At 67.9% G+C, this 22,913-nt stretch carries 24 protein-coding genes; 16 read left to right on the forward strand and 8 right to left on the reverse strand.

What is annotated here, in order from left to right:
* Window positions 1-61 precede the first annotated feature (61 nt).
* On the forward strand, window positions 62-2,056 hold the full coding sequence (locus tag AC1RNQ_RS01085) for a lipoxygenase family protein (protein WP_493168225.1): 1,995 nt from the start codon (window positions 62-64) through the stop codon (window positions 2,054-2,056).
* A gap of 138 nt (window positions 2,057-2,194) precedes the next feature.
* Here AC1RNQ_RS01085 and purC read toward each other — a convergent pair whose 3' ends face one another.
* Window positions 2,195-2,974: a phosphoribosylaminoimidazolesuccinocarboxamide synthase gene (gene purC, locus AC1RNQ_RS01090; protein WP_493168227.1), complete on the reverse strand. Its 780-nt coding sequence runs from the start codon at window positions 2,972-2,974 to the stop codon at window positions 2,195-2,197.
* Window positions 2,975-3,275: 301 nt separating this feature from the next.
* Here purC and AC1RNQ_RS01095 point away from each other — a divergent pair, with 301 nt between their 5' ends.
* Window positions 3,276-4,199 (forward strand): crotonase/enoyl-CoA hydratase family protein, encoded by a 924-nt coding sequence (locus AC1RNQ_RS01095; RefSeq protein ID WP_493168229.1) that lies wholly within the window; start codon window positions 3,276-3,278, stop codon window positions 4,197-4,199.
* Here AC1RNQ_RS01095 and AC1RNQ_RS01100 read toward each other — a convergent pair.
* From AC1RNQ_RS01100 to AC1RNQ_RS01120, 5 genes are read right to left on the reverse strand one after another with little or no spacing between them, the layout of a single operon-like run.
* The gene (locus AC1RNQ_RS01100; RefSeq protein ID WP_493168231.1) at window positions 4,190-4,399 is read right to left on the reverse strand and encodes a hypothetical protein; all 210 of its coding nucleotides are present in this window, start codon (window positions 4,397-4,399) and stop codon (window positions 4,190-4,192) included. The two genes, AC1RNQ_RS01095 and AC1RNQ_RS01100, sit on opposite strands and share 10 nt — an antisense overlap.
* A gap of 18 nt (window positions 4,400-4,417) precedes the next feature.
* Window positions 4,418-4,840 (reverse strand): SRPBCC family protein, encoded by a 423-nt coding sequence (locus AC1RNQ_RS01105; RefSeq protein ID WP_493168232.1) that lies wholly within the window; start codon window positions 4,838-4,840, stop codon window positions 4,418-4,420.
* Window positions 4,837-5,163: an ArsR/SmtB family transcription factor gene (locus AC1RNQ_RS01110; RefSeq protein WP_493168234.1), complete on the reverse strand. Its 327-nt coding sequence runs from the start codon at window positions 5,161-5,163 to the stop codon at window positions 4,837-4,839. Before AC1RNQ_RS01110 ends, AC1RNQ_RS01105 begins: the two co-directional genes overlap by 4 nt.
* Window positions 5,164-5,216: 53 nt before the next feature.
* Window positions 5,217-6,848: an alkaline phosphatase D family protein gene (locus tag AC1RNQ_RS01115; protein ID WP_493168236.1), complete on the reverse strand. Its 1,632-nt coding sequence runs from the start codon at window positions 6,846-6,848 to the stop codon at window positions 5,217-5,219.
* Between the two features lie 58 nt (window positions 6,849-6,906).
* The gene (locus tag AC1RNQ_RS01120) at window positions 6,907-8,028 is read right to left on the reverse strand and encodes a DUF3667 domain-containing protein (protein ID WP_493168238.1); all 1,122 of its coding nucleotides are present in this window, start codon (window positions 8,026-8,028) and stop codon (window positions 6,907-6,909) included.
* 200 nt (window positions 8,029-8,228) lie between these two features.
* Here AC1RNQ_RS01120 and AC1RNQ_RS01125 point away from each other — a divergent pair, with 200 nt between their 5' ends.
* The 11 genes from AC1RNQ_RS01125 to AC1RNQ_RS01175 all read left to right on the forward strand — a co-directional run bounded on the left by AC1RNQ_RS01125 (window position 8,229) and on the right by AC1RNQ_RS01175 (window position 16,139).
* Window positions 8,229-9,512: a glutamate-5-semialdehyde dehydrogenase gene (locus AC1RNQ_RS01125; protein ID WP_493168240.1), complete on the forward strand. Its 1,284-nt coding sequence runs from the start codon at window positions 8,229-8,231 to the stop codon at window positions 9,510-9,512.
* A gap of 32 nt (window positions 9,513-9,544) precedes the next feature.
* The gene (locus AC1RNQ_RS01130) at window positions 9,545-9,814 is read left to right on the forward strand and encodes a CopG family ribbon-helix-helix protein (protein WP_493168241.1); all 270 of its coding nucleotides are present in this window, start codon (window positions 9,545-9,547) and stop codon (window positions 9,812-9,814) included.
* Entirely contained in the window at window positions 9,814-10,101 is a 288-nt protein-coding gene (locus AC1RNQ_RS01135; protein ID WP_493168243.1) for a type II toxin-antitoxin system RelE/ParE family toxin, read from the forward strand. The genes AC1RNQ_RS01130 and AC1RNQ_RS01135 overlap by 1 nt, the downstream gene beginning before the upstream one ends.
* The gene (locus AC1RNQ_RS01140) at window positions 10,098-10,751 is read left to right on the forward strand and encodes a nicotinate-nucleotide adenylyltransferase (protein WP_493169379.1); all 654 of its coding nucleotides are present in this window, start codon (window positions 10,098-10,100) and stop codon (window positions 10,749-10,751) included. Before AC1RNQ_RS01135 ends, AC1RNQ_RS01140 begins: the two co-directional genes overlap by 4 nt.
* The gene (gene rsfS / locus AC1RNQ_RS01145; protein WP_197411701.1) at window positions 10,748-11,143 is read left to right on the forward strand and encodes a ribosome silencing factor; all 396 of its coding nucleotides are present in this window, start codon (window positions 10,748-10,750) and stop codon (window positions 11,141-11,143) included. The genes AC1RNQ_RS01140 and rsfS overlap by 4 nt, the downstream gene beginning before the upstream one ends.
* A 32-nt stretch (window positions 11,144-11,175) precedes the next feature.
* Window positions 11,176-11,604 (forward strand): 23S rRNA (pseudouridine(1915)-N(3))-methyltransferase RlmH, encoded by a 429-nt coding sequence (locus AC1RNQ_RS01150; RefSeq protein ID WP_493168245.1) that lies wholly within the window; start codon window positions 11,176-11,178, stop codon window positions 11,602-11,604.
* A complete protein-coding gene (locus tag AC1RNQ_RS01155) occupies window positions 11,601-12,815 on the forward strand; it encodes a murein hydrolase activator EnvC family protein (protein WP_493168247.1) in 1,215 nt (404 codons plus the stop codon). Before AC1RNQ_RS01150 ends, AC1RNQ_RS01155 begins: the two co-directional genes overlap by 4 nt.
* A gap of 132 nt (window positions 12,816-12,947) precedes the next feature.
* Window positions 12,948-14,345, forward strand: coding sequence for a S41 family peptidase (locus AC1RNQ_RS01160; protein ID WP_493168248.1), 1,398 nt, complete (start codon window positions 12,948-12,950; stop codon window positions 14,343-14,345).
* A 108-nt stretch (window positions 14,346-14,453) separates the two neighbouring features.
* Window positions 14,454-14,936: a disulfide bond formation protein B gene (locus AC1RNQ_RS01165; protein WP_493168249.1), complete on the forward strand. Its 483-nt coding sequence runs from the start codon at window positions 14,454-14,456 to the stop codon at window positions 14,934-14,936.
* Complete coding sequence (locus AC1RNQ_RS01170) at window positions 14,933-15,463, forward strand: demethoxyubiquinone hydroxylase family protein (RefSeq protein WP_493168250.1); 531 nt, start codon at window positions 14,933-14,935, stop codon at window positions 15,461-15,463. Before AC1RNQ_RS01165 ends, AC1RNQ_RS01170 begins: the two co-directional genes overlap by 4 nt.
* A 76-nt stretch (window positions 15,464-15,539) precedes the next feature.
* Window positions 15,540-16,139, forward strand: a complete 600-nt coding sequence (locus AC1RNQ_RS01175; RefSeq protein WP_493168252.1) for a hypothetical protein — start codon at window positions 15,540-15,542, stop codon at window positions 16,137-16,139.
* A 296-nt stretch (window positions 16,140-16,435) separates the two neighbouring features.
* Here AC1RNQ_RS01175 and AC1RNQ_RS01180 read toward each other — a convergent pair whose 3' ends face one another.
* Entirely contained in the window at window positions 16,436-17,767 is a 1,332-nt protein-coding gene (locus tag AC1RNQ_RS01180; RefSeq protein ID WP_493168254.1) for a metallophosphoesterase family protein, read from the reverse strand.
* 220 nt (window positions 17,768-17,987) lie between these two features.
* Window positions 17,988-19,931, reverse strand: a complete 1,944-nt coding sequence (locus AC1RNQ_RS01185) for a S9 family peptidase (RefSeq protein WP_493168255.1) — start codon at window positions 19,929-19,931, stop codon at window positions 17,988-17,990.
* Between the two features lie 331 nt (window positions 19,932-20,262).
* Here AC1RNQ_RS01185 and AC1RNQ_RS01190 point away from each other — a divergent pair, with 331 nt between their 5' ends.
* The 3 genes from AC1RNQ_RS01190 (at window position 20,263) to AC1RNQ_RS01200 (ending at window position 22,872) form a co-directional block, all read left to right on the forward strand.
* Window positions 20,263-20,661, forward strand: a complete 399-nt coding sequence (locus AC1RNQ_RS01190; protein WP_493168256.1) for a hypothetical protein — start codon at window positions 20,263-20,265, stop codon at window positions 20,659-20,661.
* A 70-nt stretch (window positions 20,662-20,731) separates the two neighbouring features.
* On the forward strand, window positions 20,732-22,075 hold the full coding sequence (locus AC1RNQ_RS01195) for a TldD/PmbA family protein (protein WP_493168258.1): 1,344 nt from the start codon (window positions 20,732-20,734) through the stop codon (window positions 22,073-22,075).
* A gap of 5 nt (window positions 22,076-22,080) precedes the next feature.
* Window positions 22,081-22,872 carry an inositol monophosphatase family protein gene (locus AC1RNQ_RS01200; protein ID WP_493168259.1) on the forward strand — a complete coding sequence of 264 codons (792 nt, stop codon included), beginning with the start codon at window positions 22,081-22,083 and terminating at the stop codon, window positions 22,870-22,872.
* The last annotated feature ends 41 nt before the right edge of the window (window positions 22,873-22,913 follow it).

Here is a 22,913-nt window from a genome sequence, read left to right on the forward strand (position 1 = left end):
TAACCATGTTATGCGAGCCCGGCACCCTGTCCTTCCGTACCGTTTCAAGGGGAGCCCCACCATGTCTTTCGAGTCCACGCCGAACGCCGCCGCCGCGTCGCCCGCCGCGCTCCACGCGCTGCCGTCGCCGTCGCCCAGCCTGCCGCAAAATGACACGTCGGCGCAGCGGGCGGCACGCGCGGCGCAGCTGACCGCGACGCAGACCGTCTACACCTGGACCACCGACATTCCGACGCTGCCCGGCCTGCCGCTCGCGGCGACGGTGCCCGCGAGCAACGAGCCGACGATCCCCTGGGGCATCACGCTGATCGGCATTTTGCTGGGCATCGCGCGCAACGCGCTGGCGGTGAAGATCGGCGGCGTCGACAAGGGCGAACTCGACACGCCGCGCGCCGACTATGAGGCCGCGCTCGCACAATGCGATGCGATCGAGGCCTCGACCACGAAAATCGCGGTGCAGCATGGCGTGCACCACGGCGGCAATATCTTCGAGCGCGTGATCGGCGATGTCGAGGCCGCGGTCGAAGCCGCCGAGCACGACATGCATGTCGCCCTGCTCAAGGGCTACAAGGATGCGCTGAAAGACATGATCGCGATCAGCGACACCGAAGCCGCCGGGCTCGGGCACGGCACGCCGCGCACGCTCGACGCCTATCGCGCCTTGTTCGACACGCTGCCCACGCCCGGCATCGCCTATACCTTCCAGGACGACAGCGAGTTCGCGCGGCTGCGCGTCGCGGGGCCGAACAATATGCTGATCGCGCGGATCACCGCGATCCCCGCCAACTTCCCGATCACCGAGGCGCAATATGCGGCGGTGGTGAACGGCGACACGCTGACGGGCGCGCTTGCCGACGGGCGGCTGTTCATGCTCGACTATCAGGAGCTGTCGGTGCTGACCGCGGGCACCTATGGTACCGCGCAGAAATATATCGCGCAGCCGATGGCGCTGTTCGCGGTGCCGCCGGGCGGGTCGTCGCTGGTGCCGGTTGCGATCCAGTGCGGGCAGGATGCCGCGAGCGGCCCGATCTTCACGCCTTCGGTGGTCGCCGCCGACCAATGGGGCTGGCAGATGGCGAAGCTGGTCGTGCAGGTCGCCGACGGCAATTATCACGAGCTGTTCACCCATCTCGCGCGCACGCATCTGGTGATGGAGGCCTTTGCGGTCGCGACGCACCGCCACCTCGCCGAGGTGCACCCGCTGTGGGCGCTGCTCGTCCCGCATTTCGAGGGGACGCTCTTCATCAACAATCAGGCTGCCACGTCGTTGATCGCCGCGGGCGGGCCGATCGACCATATTTTCGCGGGCACGATCACCTCGAGCCAGCTCGCCGCGGTCGACGACCGGCTGGCGTTCGATTTCTATGGCAAGATGCTCCCCGCCGACCTCGCCGCGCGCGGCGTCGACCCGAGCTCGATGCTGGCCGACTATCCGTACCGCGACGACGCCTTGCTGGTGTGGGGCGCGATCCACGGCTGGGCCAAAACCTATGTCGAGCATTATTACACCAGCGACGCCGATGTGACGGGCGATACCGAACTCGCCGCCTGGACTGCGACGCTGGCGGGCGAGGCGCAGATCCAGGGCTTCCGCACGATCACCACGCACGCCCAGCTCGTCGACATTTGCACGATGCTGATGTTCACCGCGAGCGCGCAGCATGCCGCGGTCAATTTCCCGCAGAAGAGCATCATGGCCTTCGCTCCCGCGGTGACCGGCGCTGCGTGGCAGCCGGTGCCGGCGCAGCAGGGCGGCCAGTCGAAGACCGAATGGCTGGCGACGATGCCGCCGATGGGGCTCGCGCTCGAACAGCTCAACACGCTCGAACTGCTGGGCTCGCTCTATTACCGGCCGCTCGGCGATTATCGCAGCAACGCCTTTCCCTATCCGGCGTGGTTCCAGGATCCGGCGATCACCGCCGCAGGCGGCGCGCTGCCGACCTTCCAGGCGGCGCTTGCGGAGGTCGAGGCCGAAATCGTCGCGCGCAATGCGGAGCGGATGCAGCCTTACACTTATCTGCAGCCGAGCCTGATTCCGACAAGCATCAATATTTAAATCTCCCTCCCCTTTAGGGGAGGGTCGGGGTGGGGCCTGTTAGGCCGCACAAGGCCGCGGCGCCCCACCCGCTGCGACTAGGGAGCAAGGCTCCCAAGTCTCGCTGCCCTCCCCTAAAGGGTAGGGTCAATAAGGGCCTCAGCTGCCCTTTTTCTTCCGGTGGCTTTCGAGGTCGAGCACCGCATGGTCGCCGCCCTCGGGCAGCAGGCCGAGGCGGCGCGCGACTTCCTGATAGGCTTCGACTTCGCCGCCGAGGTCGCGACGGAAGCGATCCTTGTCGAGCTTTTCGTTGGTGTTCATGTCCCACAGACGGCAGCCGTCGGGGCTGATCTCGTCGGCGAGGATGATCCGGCTGAAGTCACCTTCATAGAGCCGGCCGAATTCGAGCTTGAAGTCGACGAGGCGGATGCCGACCGCGGCGAACATGCCCGACATGAAGTCGTTGATGCGGATCGCCATGTCCTGGATGTCGTGGAGCTCGTCCTGGCTGCACCAGTTGAAGCAGGCGATATGCTCCTCGGCAACCAGCGGATCGCCGAGCGCGTCGTCCTTGTAGCAATATTCGATCAGCGTGCGGGGAAGCTGCGTCCCCTCCTCGATCCCGAGCCGCTTCGACAGCGTGCCCGCGGCGACGTTGCGCACGATGACCTCGATCGGCACGATCTCGACCTGGCGGATCAGCTGCTCGCGCATGTTGAGGCGGCGGATGAAATGGTGCGGCACGCCGATGTTGCCGAGCAGGGTGAAGACATGCTCGGAAATGCGGTTGTTGAGCACGCCCTTGCCGCTGATCGTGCCCTTTTTCTGCGCGTTGAACGCGGTCGCATCGTCCTTGAAATATTGGATGAGCGTGCCCGGTTCGGGGCCTTCGTAGAGGATCTTGGCTTTGCCTTCGTAGATCTGGCGGCGACGGGCCATGGCTGCGTACTTTCCTTGACGTCCAAATAGCTGGCCCCGGCGAATACGACTCATCAAGAGGCGCGGCGCCGGGGCGGTTCGGGGGGCCTATAGCGGCAAAGGCGCGGCGCGTCACCAGTCACGTCGCCCCCGCGCAGGCGGGGGCCACCATCGGTTTGCGCAGCGGCCGAAGAATGGACCGACAGCGGCCCCCGCCTGCGCGGGGGCGACGATTCCATTTACATCTTTACGCTTACGTAAACTAGAGCTTGCCTTCCGCCGCATCGCTTGCGACCATGACCGCAACGACAAGGAGAGAGACATGAGCTTCGAAGAGATTCGCCTCGACCGCCACGAGGGCATCGCGCTGCTGACCCTGTACCGGCCCGGCAAGATGAACGCCTTCACCACCCAGATGATGACCGAGATCGTCGCCGCGCTCGACGAATGCGACGCCGACGACGGCGTGCGCGCGGTGGTGTTCACGGGCGACGGCGATCGCGCCTATTGCGCGGGCGCCGACCTCAGCGCGGGCGGATCGACCTTCGACTACGACAAGCGCACCGACAAAGCCGCGCTGCTGCCGGACGGCACCTCGCCCAGCCCGGTCGCCGAGGACGGCACGATCGACTGGTCGCACCCGCTGATCCGCGACGGCGGCGGGCGCGTGTCGATGCGCATCTTCGAGGCGAAGAAGCCTGTGCTCGGGGCGATCAACGGCGCTGCGGTCGGCATCGGCGCGACGATGACTCTGTCGATGGACGCGCGCCTCGCGAGCGAGACCGCGCGCTACGGCTTCGTCTTCGCGCGCCGCGGCATCGTGCCCGAGGCGGCGTCGAGCTGGTTCCTGCCGCGCCTCGTCGGCATCCAGACCGCGCTCGACTGGTGCTATTCGGGCCGGCTGGTCCCCGCCGCTGAAGCGCATGAGAAGGGCCTGGTCCAGTCGGTCCACGCGCCGGGCGAGCTGGTCGACGCCGCGATCGCCAAGGCGCGCGAACTGACCGGCGACAGCGCGCCGGTATCGGTCGCGCTCACCCGCCACATGATGTGGCGCATGCTGGGCGCGCCGCACCCGATGAGCGCGCACCGCTGGGACAGCCGCGTGATCTTCGCGCGCGGGCGCAGCCCCGACGCCGCCGAGGGCGTGACGAGCTTCCTCGAAAAGCGCGCGCCCCATTTCACCGCGAGCGTCGCGAACGACTATCCGTCGTTCGGCGAGTGGGAGGATGCGCCGCCTTACGGCTGAGCGCGCTTCCGGAAATAGGGCCGGAAAAACATGTAGAGGCCGGTGAGCATCAGCAGGAAAAGCGGCGGCAGCGGCAGGTAATAGACCCATTCGACCGGCGGCTGCCCCGCGCCCAGCATCGCGAAGATCGCGACGACGATCGCGGTGAAGAGGATCGATATCCAGCGGTGGAACTGCCGGATCCACAAACTCCAGTTCATACGTCTCTCCCTGTCTGATCAACCGAGCGTCGCCACGACCTTCTCGAGATTTTCGAGATGGATGCGCCAGCCGCCCTTGGCGCCGCCGAAGGCCTGTTTCTGGTCGGGGCGGAAACCGACCTGCTCCATGCGCAGCAAGGTGCCGGCGGGGACCGGTTCGAGCGTGAAGGTCACCGTGCTGTCGAGCCGGTGCGCGGGATCGTCATGGGCGTAGTTCCAAGTGTAGGACAGGCTGCGGCCCGGATCGACGTCGAGGATTTCGCAGTCGACATTGCCCCAGTCGCCGCGCAGCTGGAAACGATGGCCGAGGTCGAGCCCGAAGTCGTTCTTCATCAGCCATTCCTCGATCAGATGCTGCGTCGTCAGCGCGCGCCAGATCTTTTCGGGCGGGTGCGGGATTTCGCGCTCCACGGTGACGCTGCGCACGTCGGCTTCGGTCATTGATCCATCCTTCCCAGCAAATCTTCGAGATCGTCGAACCGCGCTTCCCAGAAGCGGTTCATGCGGCCGGTCCAGTCGACCAGCGGCGCGAGCGCGCGGCGTTCGGCGCTGTAATGCGTCTGGCGGCCGGCGTCGCGACCCTGCACCAGCCCGGCCTGTTTGAGGATGCCGAGATGCTTGGACACCGCGGGCTGCGAAATCCCCGCCCCGGCGGTCAGTACCCCCACCGTCTGCTCGCCCTCGCGGCACAGGCGCTCGAACAGCGCGCGCCGCGTAGGGTCGGCGAGCGCCTTGAACAACAGGTCGGGGGTCGGCTGCGGCATATTCATAACTCTCTGGCTATGGATGATCCCATAACCATCGAGTTATGAATCTGTCAAGCGGCGTCGAATGTCCGCCGCCCGCGCACCGCGGTCATGCTGTGCGTCGCCTTCATCACGGGCTTGTGCTCGCGAATCGTCTCGAGCAGGTGCCAGCTCGCGGTCACTTTTTCGGGCGTCAGCGCGACGGTGACATAGCCGCGGTCCTGCGTGTTCGCCCATTGCAGCTGCGGCGAGGCACCGCGGATCGCGCTCACGCGCGTCTCGTCCGAAATGCCGCGCGTATAGCTTTCATAGCCCGGCGAGGTGACGCTATGCCCCGCGATCTCGATCCCCGCGGCGCGCCCGTCCTCGCTGAGGTCATAGGCCCAGGCATTGTGCGTATCGCCGGTCAGCGTGACGAGGTCGGCGTCGGCCTTTTGCGCCGCGGCGAGCAGCCGCGCGCGCGCCGCGGGATAGCCGTCCCACGCGTCCATGTTGAGCGGCAGCCCCGCCTTCGCCGCGGCCTGTGCGGTCGCGACGCGGCGGCGGATATTTTCGGAAAGGTCGGTCCCGAACCAGTTCGCCGATTCGGGCGGGGTGAAGACGCTGCCCATCACCACCTGCTGCGCGCAGACCTGCCAGCGCGTGCCCGCCTTGGTCGAAGCCGCGAAGCCGTCGAACAGCCATTTCTCCTGGTCGGCGCCCATCATCTGGCGCGCCGGATCGCGGTAATCGGACTCGGCGAAGGTCTTGAGCTTCGCGGTCGCATCGCCGCCGCCCGCGACGATCTCGTCGAACTCGAAAGGCCGGTCGCGGCCGGTGATCCGCGTTTCGGGCAGGAAGATCGTCGCGAGGTCGCCGACCTGGTAATCGCGCCAGCGCGTCTCGGCGACGGGCATCCATTCGCGGTAAGCGCGTTCGGCCGCCGCCATGCGGTCGGTCCAGCTGCCCTCGCCCTCATTGTGATTCTCGGCGCCGCCCTTCCACGCGTCGTTGGTGAACTCGTGATCGTCCCACTGCGCAATCATCGGGAACAGCTGGTGCAGCCGCTGGAGATCGGGATCGGCGCGATAGGCGGCGTAGCGCAGCCGATAATCGGCGAGCGCGACGATCTCGTGCGCTGGCTGGATCTCGCGCCCGGGCAGCGTCTGCCCGCGCGAGGGATAATTGCCGACCGGATATTCGTAGAGATAGTCACCGACATGCGCGACGAGGTCGATGTCGTTACGTGCGTTCGCATGCGCATAGGCGTTGAACCAGCCGAAGGGCAGGTTCGAGCAGGAAAAGAGCGCGAGGGTGAAGGCGCTCGTCGGACCCTGCGGCAGGGTGCGCGTGCGCCCGGTGACCGACTTTGTCCCGTCGGGTGCGACGAAGCGGTAGAAATACCAGCGCCCGGGCTGGAGGCCGTCGACCGCCAGCTTGGCGGTGTGGTCGCGCTCGCCGCTCGCGGTCACCGCGCCGCCGCCCACGACCTTCGCGAAATCGGCGGTTTCGGCGACCTCGGCCGTCAGCCGCGCGTCCGACGGTGCGGCGTAGCGCGTCCAGAGGAGGACGCCGTTCGGTCCCGGCTCGCCGCTCGCGACGCCGTGGGTGAAACCCTGCGCCATCATCGCATGCGCCGCGCCGGGCAGCGCCAGCGCACCTAGCCCCGCGGTGCCGAGCTTGATCAGCAGGCGGCGGTCGATCTGGCCCCAAAGCTCGTGCATCGCGATTCTCCCTTTCACACGCGCCGGTTCTCTGCCCGGTCTTTGTGACGTTTCGGTGCTACCCCATCGTGCCCAGCGCAAGCAGCAGCAGCATGAAGGTGATCACCGCCCACAGGCTGAAGAAGAGCAGCAGCGTCGCGCGCACCAGCGATCCGAAGCGCGACGATCGATAGGCGCCGCGCAGCTGGCGATACATGTGGAAGGGAACGTAGAGCATCGCGAAGAAGGTCGCGACATCGCCGATGATGGTCAGGTTGAGCAGCCGCACGACGACGAACAGCAGCAGCATGAAGCTGATCGAGTAGGTGACGAAGACGAAATGATCGTAGGTGTGGAAGCGGCGGCTGAACGGATAGAGCAGCCACATGAAGGGCAGCGACAAGGGGATCAGCGCCCAGGCGAATTTATAGGCGTTCGCCTGGAGCTTGTAGAAGATCAGCGCAGGGTTGGCGAAAGCCTTGGTCAGCCCCTTGTCGATCGCGGGAATCCCGGTATCGAATTTCATCCGCGACAGGAAATCGGCGCTGGTCGTCATCTGCTCTTTCGGGTCTTCGAGCACCAGCGGCCCCTTGGCGCGCTCGGCTTCGGTCATCGCGGGCTCGACGCCCAAATAGGCGGCGCCCTTCGCCAGCGTCTCGCGTTCCTCGATCAGGCTTTTCTTCTCCTCGGCGGTGACGTCCTTCGCCGCCAGCCGCGCATCGACGCGCGCGACCTCCTCGTCGAAGCTCGCCTCGAGCGCGTTCGAACGAGTCTGCGCGTCCGCCGCCTTGGCGATTCCCTCGCCGAAACCGCCGCCGCTGCCGACCATCGCGAGCACCGCATAGGTCAGGAACACCGCGAACAGGAACAGCGCGAGCGGCGAGACGAAACGCGCGCGCTCGCCATGGATATAGCGGCGCGTGAGGTCGCCCGGCCGCCACGCAAGCAAGGGCAAGGTGTTCCAGATCTTGCCCTCGAAATGGAAGATCGCATGGACCAGGTCGTGTCCGATTGCGCCGAAGCTGCGGTGGACGTCGGCGCGCTGGCCGCAATGATGGCAGTGCGATCCGGCGAGGCTGGTGCCGCAATTGAGGCAGCGCAGCCCGTCGTGCGCCGCCGCATGCCCATGCCCCGGCTCGACCGCGCGCGCCGCCAGCCCCGCGGTCACCGCCGCCCCGATGCCTTCGATGTCCCCTGTCATGCGCCCCGTATCGCCCCGCTCGAATAACAACCGTAGCCCTGAGCCTGTCGAAGGGCGCCTATCCCGAGAAGCGCCCTTCGACAGGCTCGGGGCTACGGTGAAAGGCGATCCGAAATAACAGACCGGTCCTAGGTAGCAGCGCGCGCGGCGGGCGCAACGGGGACTTTCGTCGCCAACGCAAAGCATGATAGGGGCCGCGCATGACCGCCAAAGCCCACACCCTGTCCCCGGTTCCCGACGCCGACGCGCTGATCGCCGACATGGGCGCGCGCGCGCGCGCCGCCGCGAAGCGGCTGGCGGTGGTGTCGACCGCCGACAAGGCCGCAGGGCTGCGCGCCGCCGCCGCACAACTCCGCCTGCGCGCCGACGCGATCCTCGACGCGAACCGGCGCGACATGGCGGCGGGCAAAGCAGCGGGCCTGTCGGCGGCGATGCTCGACCGGCTGCGGCTCGACGACGCGCGGCTCGGCGGCATCGCCGACGCGGTCGAGGCGGTCGCGGCGCTGCCCGACCCCGTCGGCATGGAAATCGACCGCGCCGTGCGGCCCAACGGGATGATCCTCAGCCGCGTGCGCGTCCCGCTCGGCGTCGTCGGAATCATCTACGAAAGCCGCCCCAACGTCACCGCCGACGCCGCCGCATTGGGGCTGATGTCGGGCAATTCTGTGATCCTGCGCGGCGGCAGCGAGGCGGTGCAGAGCAACCGCGCGATTCACGCGGCGCTCGCCGCGGGACTCGCCTCGGTGGGCCTCCCCGCCGACGCCGTGCAGCTGGTCCCGACTCAGGATCGCGCCGCAGTCGGCGCGCTGCTCCGTGCGCAGGGGCTGGTCGACATCATCATCCCGCGCGGCGGCAAGAGCCTGGTCGCGCGCGTGCAGGACGAGGCGCGCGTGCCCGTGCTCGCGCATCTCGACGGGATCAACCATCTCTATATCGACGGCGGCGCCGATCCGGCGAAGGCGGTCGCGCTGGCGGTCAACGCCAAGATGCGCCGCACCGGCGTCTGCGGCGCGACCGAGACGATATTGATCGACAGCGCCTATCCCGCGCCGCTCGCCATCGTCGATGCGCTGGTCGCGGCGGGCTGCGAAGTGCGCGGCGACAAGGAGGTCGCGGCATTGAGCCCGCACGTCACCCCGGCGAGCGCGAACGACTGGGATTGCGAATATCTCGACGCGATCGTCTCGGTCGCAATGGTCGGCGGCCTCGCCGGCGCGCTGGCGCATATCGATGCGCACTCGAGCAAGCACACCGACGCGGTCGTCACCGAGGATATAGCGGTCGCCGAACGCTTCCTCGCCGAGGTCGACAGCGCGATCGTGATGCACAACGCCTCGACGCAATTCGCTGACGGCGGCGAATTCGGCTTGGGCGCCGAGATAGGCATCGCGACGGGACGGCTGCACGCCCGCGGCCCGGTCGCGCTCGAGGGGCTCACGACCTATAAATGGCTGGTGCGCGGGAGCGGCCAGACGCGTCCTTGAGTCATTTGTATACAAATGATACGTTGCAACTCATGACCAAACAAACTGTCATTTCAGCCCGCGTCGACGAGGAAACCGTCGCGCTCGTCGACGAGATCGTTGCGGCGCAGGGTCGCAGCAGAGCGTGGTTCGTCTCGCAGGCGGTGCGCGAACATGCGCGGCGCGAAGCCGAATTTCTGACGTTCGTGCAGGAGGGCCTGGACGCGGCCAGCGCCGGTGACTGGATTTCGCATGAGGATATGAAGCGCGTGATCGCCGAACGCCGCGCGCTGCTGAAATCGAAAAGCGCCGATCCTCGCTGATGGTGCGGATTCGATGGTCGGGGCCGGCGGGATCGGATCTTGCCCGGATCGAAGACTATTACATGATGACCGACCCGGAGTTCGGGTTCCGCGCGGTCGATGCGGCGCTCGATGCCGCCGACTTCCTACTGGAACACCCACGCGCAGGACCGCAGATCACCGACGGCTCGCTGCGCAAATGGCGCGTGCCGGCCACGCCGCTTCTCCTGATCTACCAGATCGAACCCGATGGCATCCTGATCGCGCGCGTGCAGCATAACCGCAGCGATTGGCAGTCCATCCCATGATCACCACCGGCCTCCTCGGCGGCAGCTTCAACCCCGCGCACGGCGGGCATCGCGCGATCAGCCTCAATGCCATCGACGCGCTCGGGCTCGACGAACTCTGGTGGCTCGTCTCGCCGGGCAATCCGCTCAAGCCCGCGAAGGGCATGGCGTCGCTCCCCGCACGCCTCGGCTCGGCGCAGCGCGCCGCACGGCGCTCGCCGATCCGCGCTACCGCGATCGAAGCCGAACTCGGCACGCGCTACACCGTCGACACGCTCAGAAAGCTCGTCCGCAAATATCCCAATCGCCGCTTCGTCTGGATCATGGGCGCCGACAATCTCGCCGGGTTGCCCCGCTGGCGCGACTGGCGGGGGATCGCGCGACTCATGCCGATTGCGGTTGTCGCGCGTCCGGGCTATAATGGCCGCACCCATGCTGCCTTGGCGATGGGTTGGCTTCGGCGCTTCGTCCGGCCCGTCGACCAGAAATCTCGCTGGACGGACTGGAGACCGCCTGCCCTCGTGTTCCTGCGATTTTCGCCCGACGTGCGATCCGCAACTGCAATACGGCAGGCCAACCCCCGCTGGTTCGAGAGCTATGCTGGCCGCGCGATGCGCGACCCGGTGACGCATTCGCGCCTGGCAGCGCATGAAAGGAATGAAAAAGCTTGATAGCCGCCAGTAAGGATGCCGCGCCCGGCGCCGCACCGAATGACAGCGTGGACGCCCTCCACGCGCTGATCCTCCACCAGCTGGACGAGGATCAGGCCCAGGAAACCATTTCCATCCCGCTTGCCGGCAAGAGCAGCATCGCCGACCATATGGTGATCGCGAGCGGCCGGTCGACGCGCCATGTCTCGGCGATCGCCGACAAGCTGGCGCAGCGGATCAAGCAGGAAGCGGGCCGGCTGGTCCGTGTCGAGGGCCTGCCCAACGCCGACTGGGTGCTGATCGACGCCGGCGACGTGATCGTCCACCTGTTCCGCCCCGAAGTGCGCAGCTTCTACAACCTCGAGCGCATGTGGTCGTTCGGCGACGCGCCGCCGGTCGCAGCAGTGAATTGACGCCGCCGCCGCACAGCGGTTAGGCGGCGTCCATGCTGCTGCACATCATCGCGCGGGGACGCATCGGGCGGTCCCCCGAAGCCGACCTCGTCGGCCGCTATATGAAGCGCGTGACCTGGCCGCAGAAGATCACCGAACTGCCTGACACCGGGGGCAAAGCCCCCCCTGCCGCGCCCGGTTGCCGCACCATCTTGCTCGACGAGACGGGCGAGCAGATCACCTCCCTCGATTTGGCCAAACTCCTCGAACGCTGGCGCGACGACGGCGTGCGCGAGGCGCGCTTCTGCCTCGGCGCCGCCGACGGCTTCACCCCCGACGAACGCAAGCAGGCCGACAAGGCGATCGCTTTCGGCCGCGCGACCTGGCCGCATCTGATGGCACGCGCGATGCTCGCCGAACAATTGTGGCGCGCGACGAGCATCATCGCGGGTCATCCCTATCATCGCGAGGGCCAGCAGTGAGGCCCGTCCTCGCCCTGCCCGCGATGCTCCTCGCGCTCGCCGGCGGCGCGCTCGCGGTTGCGCAGAGCGACGTCTTCGACCCCGCCGCGATCGCCGCACGCGAGCGCCAGCAACTCGTCACCGCCAAGGCGCAATCGCTCGACGCAATGGCGCGCAGCACCGCGCTGGAACGCCAGGCGCAGGCGGCGAGCAATGCCGCCGACCGGCTGAAGAAACGCAGCGCCGCGCTCGCCGCGCGCATCCAGTCGGCCGAAGCCGATATCAGCGCCGGCGAGGCGCGCGTCGCGCTGGTCGGACGGAGGCTCGCGGCGCAACAGGCGCGGCTCGCCGAACAGCAGCAGCCCTTGCTCGAACTCACCGCCTCGTTGCAGCAGCTCTCGCGCCAGCCGCCGGTGAGCGTGCTCGCACAGCCGGGATCGCTCACCGACATGGTGCATGCACGCGCGGTGCTCGACGCGGTGATGCCGGTGATCGAGCGCCGCACCGCGGGCGTACGCCGCGAGCTCGCCGAACTGCGCGAGACGCGGCGCCAGCAATCGGTCGCGCTCGCCGCGCTCGCGGCGAGCAAGAAGCAGCTCGCGACGCGCCGCGACGAGTTGACGCGGCTCGAGAACGAGGGGCGGCTGCGCTCGCGCGACCTGATGAGCAGCGCGCGGCTCGAGGCAGACCGCGCCGTGGGGCTGGGCGAAAAGGCGCGCGATATCGTCGAGCTGATGGACACGCTCGAAGCCGACGCCGGCGTGCGCGCCGAACTCGCCGCGCTTGCAGGCCCCGTCGCGCGGCCGCGGAGCCCCACGAGCGGCAATCCCGCCGCCACGCCGCCGCCGTCCGCCGAGGCCGAACTGACCGAGGGCGCGTACCGCCTGCCCGTCGTCGGGCGCATCGTCGCGGGTCTGGGCGAGGTCGACGACAGCGGAGTGCGCTCGCGCGGGATCACCATCGCCGCGCGGCCCGGGGGCCAGGTCGTCGCGCCGGCACCCGGGCGCGTCAGCTTCGCCGGCGACTATCGCGGTTACGGCAAGATCGTGATCATCGACCATGGCGGCGGCTGGACCTCGCTCCTGACCGGGATGATCGGCCTGTCGGCGAGCGTCGGCGACAGCGTCGATGCCGGCGCGCCGATCGGCCGCGCGGGGGCCGACGACGCCTTCATCACCGTCGAACTGCGCCGCGCCGGGCGGCCGGTCGACATCGCCTCGATGCTGGGGTGACGGGGCGCCGTTAAGGCGGCGTTTTGCCATTGTCCCCTATCGGGATGCATCGCTTGACGCCCCGGGCAATGCATAGGAATATGGGCTGCCGGGGATATAAGGCGAAACTTGCGCCAAGGCTGAAAGACGATCATGACCGAAACGACCAAGAAACCCGTGTCCGCAAAGCGCCGTTTCGCGCTGTGGCAGGGCGCCGCCGCGCTGAGCACGCTCGCGCTGGTGCCGCTGGCGACCGGGGCGATGGCGACCGTCGATACCGCGACGACCGACGAGATTTCGCGCTTCATGGACGTCTTCCTCGAGGTGCGCTCCAACTATGTCGAGCCGGTCGACGACTCGAAGCTGATCGAGGGCGCGATCAACGGCATGCTCGCCAGCCTCGACCCGCATTCGGGTTATCTCGACGCGCGCGGCTTCTCGAACCTGCGCACCCAGACCGACGGCGAATATGGCGGCCTTGGCCTCTCGGTGACGATGGAGGACGGCGTCGTGAAGGTCATCGCGCCGACCGCCGACACCCCCGCCGACAAGGCCGGGATCAAGGCCGGCGACTATATCACGCACATCAACAAGGAACTGATCTTCGGGCTGACGCTCGACGAAGCGGTCGAACAGATGCGCGGCAAGCCGGGCACCAAGATCGACATCACCGTCGTGCGCGAAGGCCATGACAAGCCGATGGAATTGTCGCTGACGCGCGAGATCATCGATCTGAAGCCCGTCAAATGGGAAGTGAAGGGCGACGTCGGCGTGCTGACCGTCACCAGCTTCTCGGCCGATGCGACCACCGACCTGCGCGCCGCGATGATGGCGGTCGAAAAATCGATGGGCAAAAAGCCGCGCGGCTGGGTGCTCGACCTGCGCTCGAACCCCGGCGGGCTGCTCGACGAGGCCGTCGGGATCAGCGACCTGTTCCTCGAACGCGGCGAGATCGTCTCGCAGCGCGGCCGGCGCAAGGGCGACATCGAACGCTATTTCGCCGAACCCGGCGACCTCGCCGGCGGCGCGCCGGTGATCGTGCTGATCGACGCCGGATCGGCCTCGGCCTCCGAAATCGTCGCGGGCGCGCTCCAGGACCAGCACCGTGCGGTGGTGATGGGCGAGCGCAGCTTCGGCAAGGGATCGGTGCAGACCGTCCTGCCGCTGACCGAGACCACGGCGCTGCGGCTGACCACGGCGCGCTATTTCACCCCGTCGGGACGCAGCGTTCAGGAGGGCGGGATCGAACCCGACATCCGCGTGCCGCAGCTGTCGGACCCCGACTACAAGAACCGCCCGCGGTTCCGTGAGAGCGACCTGCGCCGCCACCTGGTCAACGAGAAGAAGGTCGACAACAGCCTGCTCGAAAAGGACGAGAAGGACGATCCGCGCTTCACCGCGACCGCAGAGGAGCTGAAGGCCAAGGGCGTCGAGGATTTCCAGCTGAACTATGCGCTGCAGACGATCGGCCGGATCAACCCTGCGGCGCGGATGGCGCAGTCGACCAAGGCGCCCGCGAAGCCCGCCGCCAAGCCGGTGCGCCGCAACTGATTTTAAGCCCTTCCGTCATCCCGGCGAAGGCCGGGATCTCACCGGTGCGATATGATGCCAGGTTGAGATCCCGGCCTTCGCCGGGATGACGACAATATAGGTAGGTCTATGCTGAACTCGCGTATCGCCGCGCCACTCGTCGCGCTCGCGGCGCCCCTGCTCCTCTATGGCGGCGCGCTGGTGTCGCAGCTCGGCTTCGGGCTGCACCCGTGCGAGATGTGCTACTGGCAGCGCTGGCCGCACCAGGCGGCGATCCTGCTCGCGCTGCTCGCGCTGCTGCTGAACAAGAACGACCGCGCGAGGCGCGCGCTGACGATGCTCGCGGCGCTCGCTATCGCGATCAGCGGCGCGATCGGCGTCTTCCACGCCGGGGTCGAATATGGCTGGTGGCAGGGGCTCACCACCTGCAGCACCACCGGCGGCGGGCCGGTAACGCTCGACGACATCATGGCGGCGCCGATCGTCCGCTGCGACGTCGCGCAATGGACGCTCGGCGGCATCTCGCTCGCGGGGTATAACGCGATCTTCTCGTTCGGCGCGGCGCTGCTCGTCTTGATCTTGCTGCGCCGCCGGTCCACATCGGCGGCATGAGCCCGAAAGCCTCCAGCGCCGACAAACATGCGTCGATGATCCGCGTCGACCAGGCGGGCGAATATGGCGCGACGCGCATCTACGCCGGCCAGCTCGCGGTGATGGGCGACCGCCACCCGATGGCGCGCGAGATCGCGCATATGGCCGAGCAGGAAGAGCGCCACCGCAAGTTCTTCGACGCGATGGTCGCGCGGCGCGGCGTGCGCCCGACCGCGCTGCAGCCGGTGTGGGACGTCGCGGGCTTCGCGCTCGGCGCGGTGACCGCAGCATTAGGCCCGCGCGCCGCGATGGCGTGCACCGCCGCGGTCGAGACCGAGATCGACCGCCACTACCGGCACCAGCTCGAGGAGCTCGGCGACAGCGACCCCGAACTCAGCGCCGCGGTCGCCGATTTCCGCGCCGAGGAGCTCGAACATAAGGAAGCCGCGCTCGCCGCGGGCGCCGAAAGCGCGCCGGGCTATCCGCTGCTCAGCTTCGCGATCCGCGCGGGCTGCCGTGCAGCCATCGCGCTGTCGAAGCGTATCTGATAGACTAGCCCCTGCCCGTTCATGACGGATGCAGGCACGCGGTGTCATGCCGCACGAAATAACGAAGGAAAATCCGATGACCCGCCTCCCCCTCGCCGCGCTGTTCATGGCCAGCAGCCTGTTCGCGCTCCCCGCCGCCGCGCAGGACACGTCGGAGGCCGAGAAAATCAACCAGGTCATCGTCTACGGCAACGACAAGTGCGAACCGAGCGCCGCCGACGAGATCGTCGTGTGTAACCGCATGCCCGAACAGGACCGTTACCGCGTGCCGCAGATCTTCCGCGGCGGCGACCCGCTCGACCCGCGCAACCAGGCATGGCTCAACCGCGTGACGACGATGGAACGCGTCGGCCGCTTCGGCACCGACAGCTGCTCGCCGGTCGGGCTCGGCGGCTTCACCGGCTGCACCCAGGCGCTCGTCGCGGGCGCCCGGGCCGAGGAGCAGGCCGCCGACAAGACCGACTGGCAGGCGATGATCGCCGACGAGCGCGCCAAGCGCCTCGCGGGCATCGACGCGGCATCGGACGAGGTCGAGGCCGCGGTCGTCGCCGAGGAACGCGCGATGGCCGAGCGGCAGAAGGCGGCGGAGGATCTGGAGGCGCAGGCCAATGGCACCGCACCGCAGCGCGAACAGCCCGATCCCGAAGCGAGCGAACTGCCGGTTCCGCCGCAGTGACCTGATTCTGTCCGTACGCCCGATGGCAGTTTTCGGGCGGAAGCGGTCAAGAGCGATCCTCCCCCAACGGGGGAGGGGGACCACCCGAAGGGTGGTGGAGGGGCACAGGAGGTTTGCGTAACGCCAAACCGCCAAACCGCCAAGCCGCTCATTTCCAGCCGCGGATCTGCAGTGCGTTACCTCACCGGCAAGACAAGCCGCCTGTGCCCCTCCACCAGCTTCGCTGGTCCCCCTCCCCGTGCCGGGGAGGATCGGTGAGGTCCGCTCCCCACCGCAAACCCAATGTTCGTCCAGCCTCAACCGCTGCAGCGCACATCCATCGACGCCTTGTAATGGCGCGGGTTCGACGGCACCGACCGCTTGACCATCAGATAACCGAGCATGTCGCCCAGCAAATCCGGCTCGGGCACCTTCGCGATCCATTCGCCCAGCGTCTCGCTGCCGTCGCAGGCCGTGCACGGATAATTGTCGGCAAAGCTGAACCGGTTCCCGCCCACCCAGTCCTTGCCCGTCGCCTCGCTCGCGTAGCGCGTATCGGCCGCCAGCCACTCGTAGCGCGCGTCGTGGCGCAGCAGCTTCAGCGCGGGGTTGCTGCCATGGTCGGTGGTCACCGCGGGGATCGACAGGTCGAGTTCGGTGACATGCCCGTCGCAGTCGCGCAACCGGCGCAGGTCGTTCAAATGCGTATGACTGCTCAATGTCCCGACGATCTGTTTCGAGAAGGCCGCGACCAGCGCGAGATAGACGTCCTGCACCGGGCGCCCCGTGTAGCGCGTCAGCCCCGGCGCGCTCCCCGTATAGGCGAGCGCCGGGTTCCAATTGGGTCCGCCGCCATAGCCGTCGATCCCCGGCGGCACGTGCATCGCGACGATCACCTTCTCCTTCTTCAGCGCCGCATCGACGAGCTGCGCATAGAGCCATTCGATCTGCGCATCGGCGTCGGCCTGCCGCGTCGCGGCATCGACGCAGCTCGCGCCCTGGAACACCCCGTAATTGGGATTGAAGATTACCGTGTTGAGCGCGAGCAGGCGTAACGCGGGCCCGGAGGCGCCGGCAACCGGCTTGCCGAGCGGGTAGGCCGAATAAAAGCCCCGCGCCAATTGGCCGGCGTCGATGATATCGCCCGGCTGCGCGTTGATCACCGGCCAGGCGGCGGGATCGGTCGCGGCATCGAAAGGCGTCTCGCCGCCGGTGGTGAAGGCGCAATAATCCTCGCCGTCGCTGTCGTTGTTCCCCGGCAGGAACAGCAGCCTTTTGCTCGTCCCCGCGACCAGCCCCTGCAGCCCGCCCAGCACCGCCTTAAACTGCGTCTCGCGCAGCGCCTCGGGCTGGTCATGCGCGGGCAGGTCGCCGAGATAGAGAATGAAGCCGGGATCGTCGGCGGCGATGACGCGCTTCGCTTCGGCCTGCGCGCGCGTCCACAGGATCGCGCTGGTTTCCTGGCCCTGGCCCCAGATGTCGGCGCTATTGCCGTCGTAATGGACGTCAGAGAGCGTCAGGAAGCTGCCGGGCTGCGCGCCCTGCGCGGCGATCAACGGGCGGGCGCCACCCGAAGGTGCCGGCCCCGCCGCGCATCCCGCGAGCCCCAGCATCGCCGCAAGACCCAAGACTTTCGCCCACTTCGCCATGACCGCCGCCCCCGTTTCCCCGTCGCCCAAAGACTGGGCGCCGAGGGGCGGAGAGTCAAATGGGGGCGAACCGCATAATCCTCCCCGCTCGCGGGGAGGGGGACCGCCGAAGGCGGTGGAGGGGGTTCGCGGCCTGACGCAACGCCGCTTTGGGACGCCACCCCCCTCCGTCAGCGCTGCGCGCTGCCACCTCCCCACAGGTGGGGAGGATCGGCAAGAATCAGTTCAGCAAATATTGCTTCCAGAAGACGAGCGACGCCCAGAAATTATAGTCGGCATTTTCCTTCTTCGCGAAGCCATGGCCTTCGTTGGTGCCGACGAGATGCCAGGCGGTACCGCCATTCCCCCGCACCGCCTTGACGATCTGGTCGGCCTCCGACGCGGGCACGCGCGGGTCGTTGGCGCCGGTGACGATGAACAGAGGCTTCTTGATCTCGGCGACGCGCGTCAGCGGCGAGATTTCCATCAGCTTCGCGCGCTGTTCGGGCACGCGCTCGTCGCCATATTCGACGCGGCGCAGGTCGCGGCGGTAATCCTGCGTATTCTCGAGGAAGGTCACGAAGTTCGAGATCGCGACGACGCAGAGATTGGCGCGCAATTTGTCGGCATAATGGATCGCCGCGGCATAGCACATATAGCCGCCATAGCTGCCCCCGGTCAGCCCGAAGCGCGCGGGGTCGAGCGTCTTGTCCTTCGCGAAATGGTCGAGGAAGGTGCCCATGTCCTTGACGCTGTCCTCGCGCTTGAACGGCCCGTTGTCGAGGCTGACGAAGGTCTTGCCATAGCCCGTCGAGCCGCGGACATTGGGGTAGAAGACCGCGACCCCCATCTCGTTGATCAGATAATTGGTCCGCCCCATGAAGCCCGGGCGCGACTGCCCCTCGGGGCCGCCATGGACGTTCATGATCAGCGGGCGCTTGCCGGGGAATTTCGCGGGGTCAGGGCGATAGAGGAAGCCCGACACCTCGAGCCCGTCGAAGCTCTTCACCTTGACCAGCTCGGCTTCGACATTTTTGGTGACGTCGAGGCCGCCGGTCTCGCTTTCGGTCCAGCGCGTGACCTTCAGCGTCTTCGGATCGACGCTATAGGCGTCGGCCGCCGCGCGCGCCGAGGTGAAGCTGATCCCGATCTCGCCCCACGGCGCGATCTCGACCCCGCCGATGATGCCGGGGGGCAGCGCCTCGACCGTGCGCACCGCGCCGGTCTTCGGATCGAGCAGGCGCAGCTTCGACATGCCCGCCTCGTTGACCGTATAGGCGATGAAGCTGCCGTCGTCGGCGATGTCGAAGCCCGCGACCTCCCATTTCTCGGCCGGGCCGCGGGGCGTGAATGCGCCCGTCGCAGGGTCGATCGTGCCGAGCCGCTCGAACTCGGCACCCTCGTCGCTGGTGATCCAGATCGTGCCGTCGGGCGCGAACTGGCCGCCATTGTGCGACACCGTCTTGCTATGATCGCCGATCGGCGTCATCGCGCCCGATTTGAGGTCGAGGCGGAAGAAGTCCGATTTCTGCACCGACGTATATTTTCCGACCAGCGCCCAGCTCTTGTCGGGCGCGAAGTCGAGCAGCGCCCAGCCACCGCCCTCGACCTCAGCCGCCAGCCGGTCGGACTTGGGGTTGCGCGGGTCGATCAGATAGATGTCGCTGTCGCGGCCGTTGCGGCGCGTCGAGGTATAAGCGACGAGCTGGCCGTCCTTGCTCCACGCGTTGAGCCCGTTGCGGCTCTTGCCGTCGGTGAGCAGTTCGAGCCGCCCGTCCCTCATCGCATAGATCTGGTAGAATTCATTGCCGCCGATATCCTTCTGCACCAGCATCAGGTCGCCGGTCTTCGGCGACCAGGCGGCACCGCCGACGGGCTCGGCCTCGAAGGTCAGCTGCTTGCGGTCGCCCATCGGCATCGCGACGCGGTGGATCTGGTTGGTGTTGCCGAAACGCGTCGAAATCAGCATCGACTTGTCGACCGGGTTCCAGCCGACGAAGCTCGCGCCGCGATTTTCCATATAGGGCCGCGTCGCCGCCGCGAGCTCGGCTGGAACGTCGGGCATACCGTCGGCAACCAGCGCCGCGGGCTTGGGCGCGACGTCGGCGGCGGGTGCCGCCGCCTCCTGCGCGAGCGCGGGCGCGAGCGGCAGCGCAAGAGCCGCCAGAAAAGCGAGATGACGCATCGATGATTTCCCCTGTTTTCGAAAGGATCCGAACGGACAGGATCTAGACGCTATCAGGCGTCCGGGCGGATGCAAGGTTTCGACGGAAACCAGTCTTCGGTCGACGAAGCGCGGCGCCATCTCCGAGTCGCGGCCCAGCGACCCGCAGCAGCTTTCGGACGCGACTTTCGCTGCCCGATTGGCGGCATTTCGGCCTCCCGACGCGGATTCGTTGCAAATCCGGGGCGAATCGAGGGCTAAATTAACGAATCAGGGGCACTCTGTCTTGACTCGGTCATTATTGGCTGAAAACGTGTCGTTTCTGGGAATCGCCGGCCGGGGAGGCTGAAAAATGGCATCGACATTCGGACCGCGCCTGTTCCGGCGCACGACCCGCAGCGTGCCCACGGCACGCCATCTGGGCCGCCGAATGACGTTCCACGCCGCCGCCGCGCTCCTCGTTTTCGCCGGGCTGCAGATCTGGCTCGTATCGAGCGCGATCGCCGCGGGCGCGCCGACCGCCCTCACCTTCATCGCACTCGCGCTGCTCCTCGTCCTCGCGGTGCCCATCGCGCGGACCACCGAACGCCGCTGGTATCATCTCAGCCGCCAGGCGCTCGCCAGCTGGGGGCTGCACGCGCGCTTCCGCCGCGACGTCCGCCGCCTGTGGGTCGCCGCGCTCGCGCTGCCCTTCGTCTGGGTCAGCGGCGCGATGGCCGCGACGACCGGCCTCTCCGTCATCGGCGGCTGACGCCCGACAATCCTTGGGCTTTCACCGATAAGATTTTGACGGCAAAGCGCGCGCGCCCTAAGGCGCGGCCATGCTGACTGTAGCTGAAGCCCTCGACCGCGCGCAGATGCTGTGCGACGCCGCCACCAAGGCGGGCGCCGACGCCGCCGACGCGCTCTATTATTGCAACGCCGCGACCTCGGTCTCGATGCGCCTCGGCGCCCTGGAGGATGTCGAACGCTCCGAAGGGCAGGACATCGCGCTCCGCGTCTTCGTCGGCCAGCGCAGCGCGAGCGTGTCGACCGCCGACATGGATGCGGGCGAGCTCGCCAAGCTGGTCACCCGCTGCGTCGCGATGGCGCGCGAGGCGCCCGAAGATCCCTATGCGGGCCTCGCGCCCGAAGAACTGCTCACCAAGGGCGCGATCCCCGACCTCGACCTCGACGACGCCAGCGAGGCCGATCCGCAGGCGCTACGCACCGCCGCGCTCGCCGTCGAGGAGGCCGCGCGCGCGGTCGCCGGGGTCACCAACAGCGAGGGCGGCACCGCGAGCCACAGCCGCACGCGCATCGCGCTCGCGACCAGCCACGGCTTTGCGGGCGGCTATGGCGCGAGCGGGCACAGCCTCTCGGCGAGCGTCATCGCGGGCGAAGGCGCGAGCATGCAGCGCGACTATGGCTGGCACAGCGCCCATTATCTCGCCGACCTCGAAGGCGTCGCCGAGATCGGCACGCGCGCCGGCACCCGCGCGGTCGCCCGCCTGAACCCCGGCAAGGCGCCAACCGGCAAGCTGCCGATCCTGTTCGACCCGCGCGTCTCCAGCAGCCTGGTCAGCCATTTGCTCGGCGCGATCAGCGGCCCGGCGATCGCGCGCGGCACCAGCTTCCTGCTCGGCGAGGAGGAGCAGATCCTCTTCGACAGCGCGATCGTCATCCGCGACGAGCCGCACCGCCCGCGCGGGCTGCGCAGCCGCGCTTTCGACGGCGAAGGGCTGCCGACCGCGGCGCGCGACCTGGTGGCGGGGGGCAAGCTCACCGGTTGGCTGCTCGACACCGCCTCGGCGAAGCAGCTCGGCCTGACCCCCACCGGCCATGCGAGCCGCGGCGGCGGAGCGTCGGGGGTCGCGGTCAGCAACGTCCATCTTGCCGCGGGCAGTGTCACCCCCGCCGCGCTGATGGCGGGCGTGACCGAGGGCGTCTATGTCACCGAGCTGATCGGCCAGGGCGTCAACCCGGTCACCGGCGACTATAGCCGCGGCGCGACGGGCTTCGCGATCCGGGGTGGCCAGCTCGCCGAGCCGATCGCCGAATTCACCATCGCGGGCAATCTGATCGACATGTTCGCCGCGCTGATCCCCGCCGACGACCTCGCCTTCCGTCACGCGACCAACGTGCCGACCTTGCGCATCGACGGCATGACCGTCGCGTCGAGCTGAACGCCGTGCCGGGTCGCAACCTCGAAGCCGTGATCGCCGCCACCCGCGAGGTCGGCGACATGGCGATGGCGCGCTGGCGCGGCGAGGGCAAGGCGGTCAACGTCTGGAACAAGTCGCACGACAATCCGGTGAGCGACGTCGATCTGGCGGTCGATGCGCGGCTGAAGGCCGTGCTCGGCGCGATGGTGCCCGAGGCCGGCTGGCTTTCCGAAGAGACCGCCGACAATGACGACCGCCTGGCGTGCCGCGCGATGTGGTGCGTCGACCCGATCGACGGCACGCGCGACTTCATCCGCGGCCGCCCCGGCTGGTGCGTGTCGGTCGCGCTGGTGATCGACGGCACCCCCGAGCTCGGCGTGCTCTATGCCCCCGCGCTCGACGAACTGTGGGTCGCGCAAAAGGGCCAGGGCGCGACGCTGAACGGCGAGAGCCTGCGCGCCAGCCGCCGGATGATCTTCGACGGATCGCGCGTCCCCGCCGACAGCCTGCCCAAGATCGACCGCGACCTGATCATGGTGACCAAGCCGAACAGCATCGCTTTGCGCATGGCGCTGGTCGCCGACGACCGCGCCGACCTGGTCGCGACCTTGCGCTGGGGTTTCGAATGGGACGTCGCCGCCGCGGCGCTGATCGCGGCCGAGTCCGGCGCGGCGGTTTCGGACGCGTTCGGCGAGCCGCTCCGCTTCAACACCCCGCGCGCGCAGGCCTTCGGCGTCATCGCCTGCGCCCCGGGAATCCATCGGGCCGTCGTCGCCCGCTTGCACGATCGCGCGGTGTCGCTGACGGCGGCGCCCTGACAGTTGAGGCAGAAGCGTCGATTTGAGGGTGGTTTCCAGAC

The organism is Sphingopyxis sp. GW821-FHT12F08, from assembly GCF_058806755.1.

Excerpts from the sequence above, each read along its gene's own strand:
- AC1RNQ_RS01115 (WP_493168236.1), bottom strand. The coding sequence starts at position 6,848 with ATGCACGAGCTTTGGGGCCAGATCGACCGCCGCCTGCTGATCAAGCTC.
- AC1RNQ_RS01135 (WP_493168243.1), top strand. The coding sequence starts at position 9,814 with ATGGTGCGGATTCGATGGTCGGGGCCGGCGGGATCGGATCTTGCCCGG.
- AC1RNQ_RS01105 (WP_493168232.1), bottom strand. The coding sequence starts at position 4,840 with ATGACCGAAGCCGACGTGCGCAGCGTCACCGTGGAGCGCGAAATCCCG.
- AC1RNQ_RS01175 (WP_493168252.1), top strand. The coding sequence starts at position 15,540 with ATGACCCGCCTCCCCCTCGCCGCGCTGTTCATGGCCAGCAGCCTGTTC.
- AC1RNQ_RS01120 (WP_493168238.1), bottom strand. The coding sequence starts at position 8,028 with ATGACAGGGGACATCGAAGGCATCGGGGCGGCGGTGACCGCGGGGCTG.
- AC1RNQ_RS01195 (WP_493168258.1), top strand. The coding sequence starts at position 20,732 with ATGCTGACTGTAGCTGAAGCCCTCGACCGCGCGCAGATGCTGTGCGAC.
- AC1RNQ_RS01125 (WP_493168240.1), top strand. The coding sequence starts at position 8,229 with ATGACCGCCAAAGCCCACACCCTGTCCCCGGTTCCCGACGCCGACGCG.
- AC1RNQ_RS01130 (WP_493168241.1), top strand. The coding sequence starts at position 9,545 with ATGACCAAACAAACTGTCATTTCAGCCCGCGTCGACGAGGAAACCGTC.
- AC1RNQ_RS01160 (WP_493168248.1), top strand. The coding sequence starts at position 12,948 with ATGACCGAAACGACCAAGAAACCCGTGTCCGCAAAGCGCCGTTTCGCG.
- AC1RNQ_RS01150 (WP_493168245.1), top strand. The coding sequence starts at position 11,176 with ATGCTGCTGCACATCATCGCGCGGGGACGCATCGGGCGGTCCCCCGAA.
- AC1RNQ_RS01165 (WP_493168249.1), top strand. The coding sequence starts at position 14,454 with ATGCTGAACTCGCGTATCGCCGCGCCACTCGTCGCGCTCGCGGCGCCC.
- AC1RNQ_RS01085 (WP_493168225.1), top strand. The coding sequence starts at position 62 with ATGTCTTTCGAGTCCACGCCGAACGCCGCCGCCGCGTCGCCCGCCGCG.
- AC1RNQ_RS01185 (WP_493168255.1), bottom strand. The coding sequence starts at position 19,931 with ATGCGTCATCTCGCTTTTCTGGCGGCTCTTGCGCTGCCGCTCGCGCCC.
- AC1RNQ_RS01100 (WP_493168231.1), bottom strand. The coding sequence starts at position 4,399 with ATGAACTGGAGTTTGTGGATCCGGCAGTTCCACCGCTGGATATCGATC.
- AC1RNQ_RS01180 (WP_493168254.1), bottom strand. The coding sequence starts at position 17,767 with ATGGCGAAGTGGGCGAAAGTCTTGGGTCTTGCGGCGATGCTGGGGCTC.
- AC1RNQ_RS01095 (WP_493168229.1), top strand. The coding sequence starts at position 3,276 with ATGAGCTTCGAAGAGATTCGCCTCGACCGCCACGAGGGCATCGCGCTG.
- purC (WP_493168227.1), bottom strand. The coding sequence starts at position 2,974 with ATGGCCCGTCGCCGCCAGATCTACGAAGGCAAAGCCAAGATCCTCTAC.
- AC1RNQ_RS01170 (WP_493168250.1), top strand. The coding sequence starts at position 14,933 with ATGAGCCCGAAAGCCTCCAGCGCCGACAAACATGCGTCGATGATCCGC.
- AC1RNQ_RS01140 (WP_493169379.1), top strand. The coding sequence starts at position 10,098 with ATGATCACCACCGGCCTCCTCGGCGGCAGCTTCAACCCCGCGCACGGC.
- AC1RNQ_RS01190 (WP_493168256.1), top strand. The coding sequence starts at position 20,263 with ATGGCATCGACATTCGGACCGCGCCTGTTCCGGCGCACGACCCGCAGC.
- AC1RNQ_RS01110 (WP_493168234.1), bottom strand. The coding sequence starts at position 5,163 with ATGCCGCAGCCGACCCCCGACCTGTTGTTCAAGGCGCTCGCCGACCCT.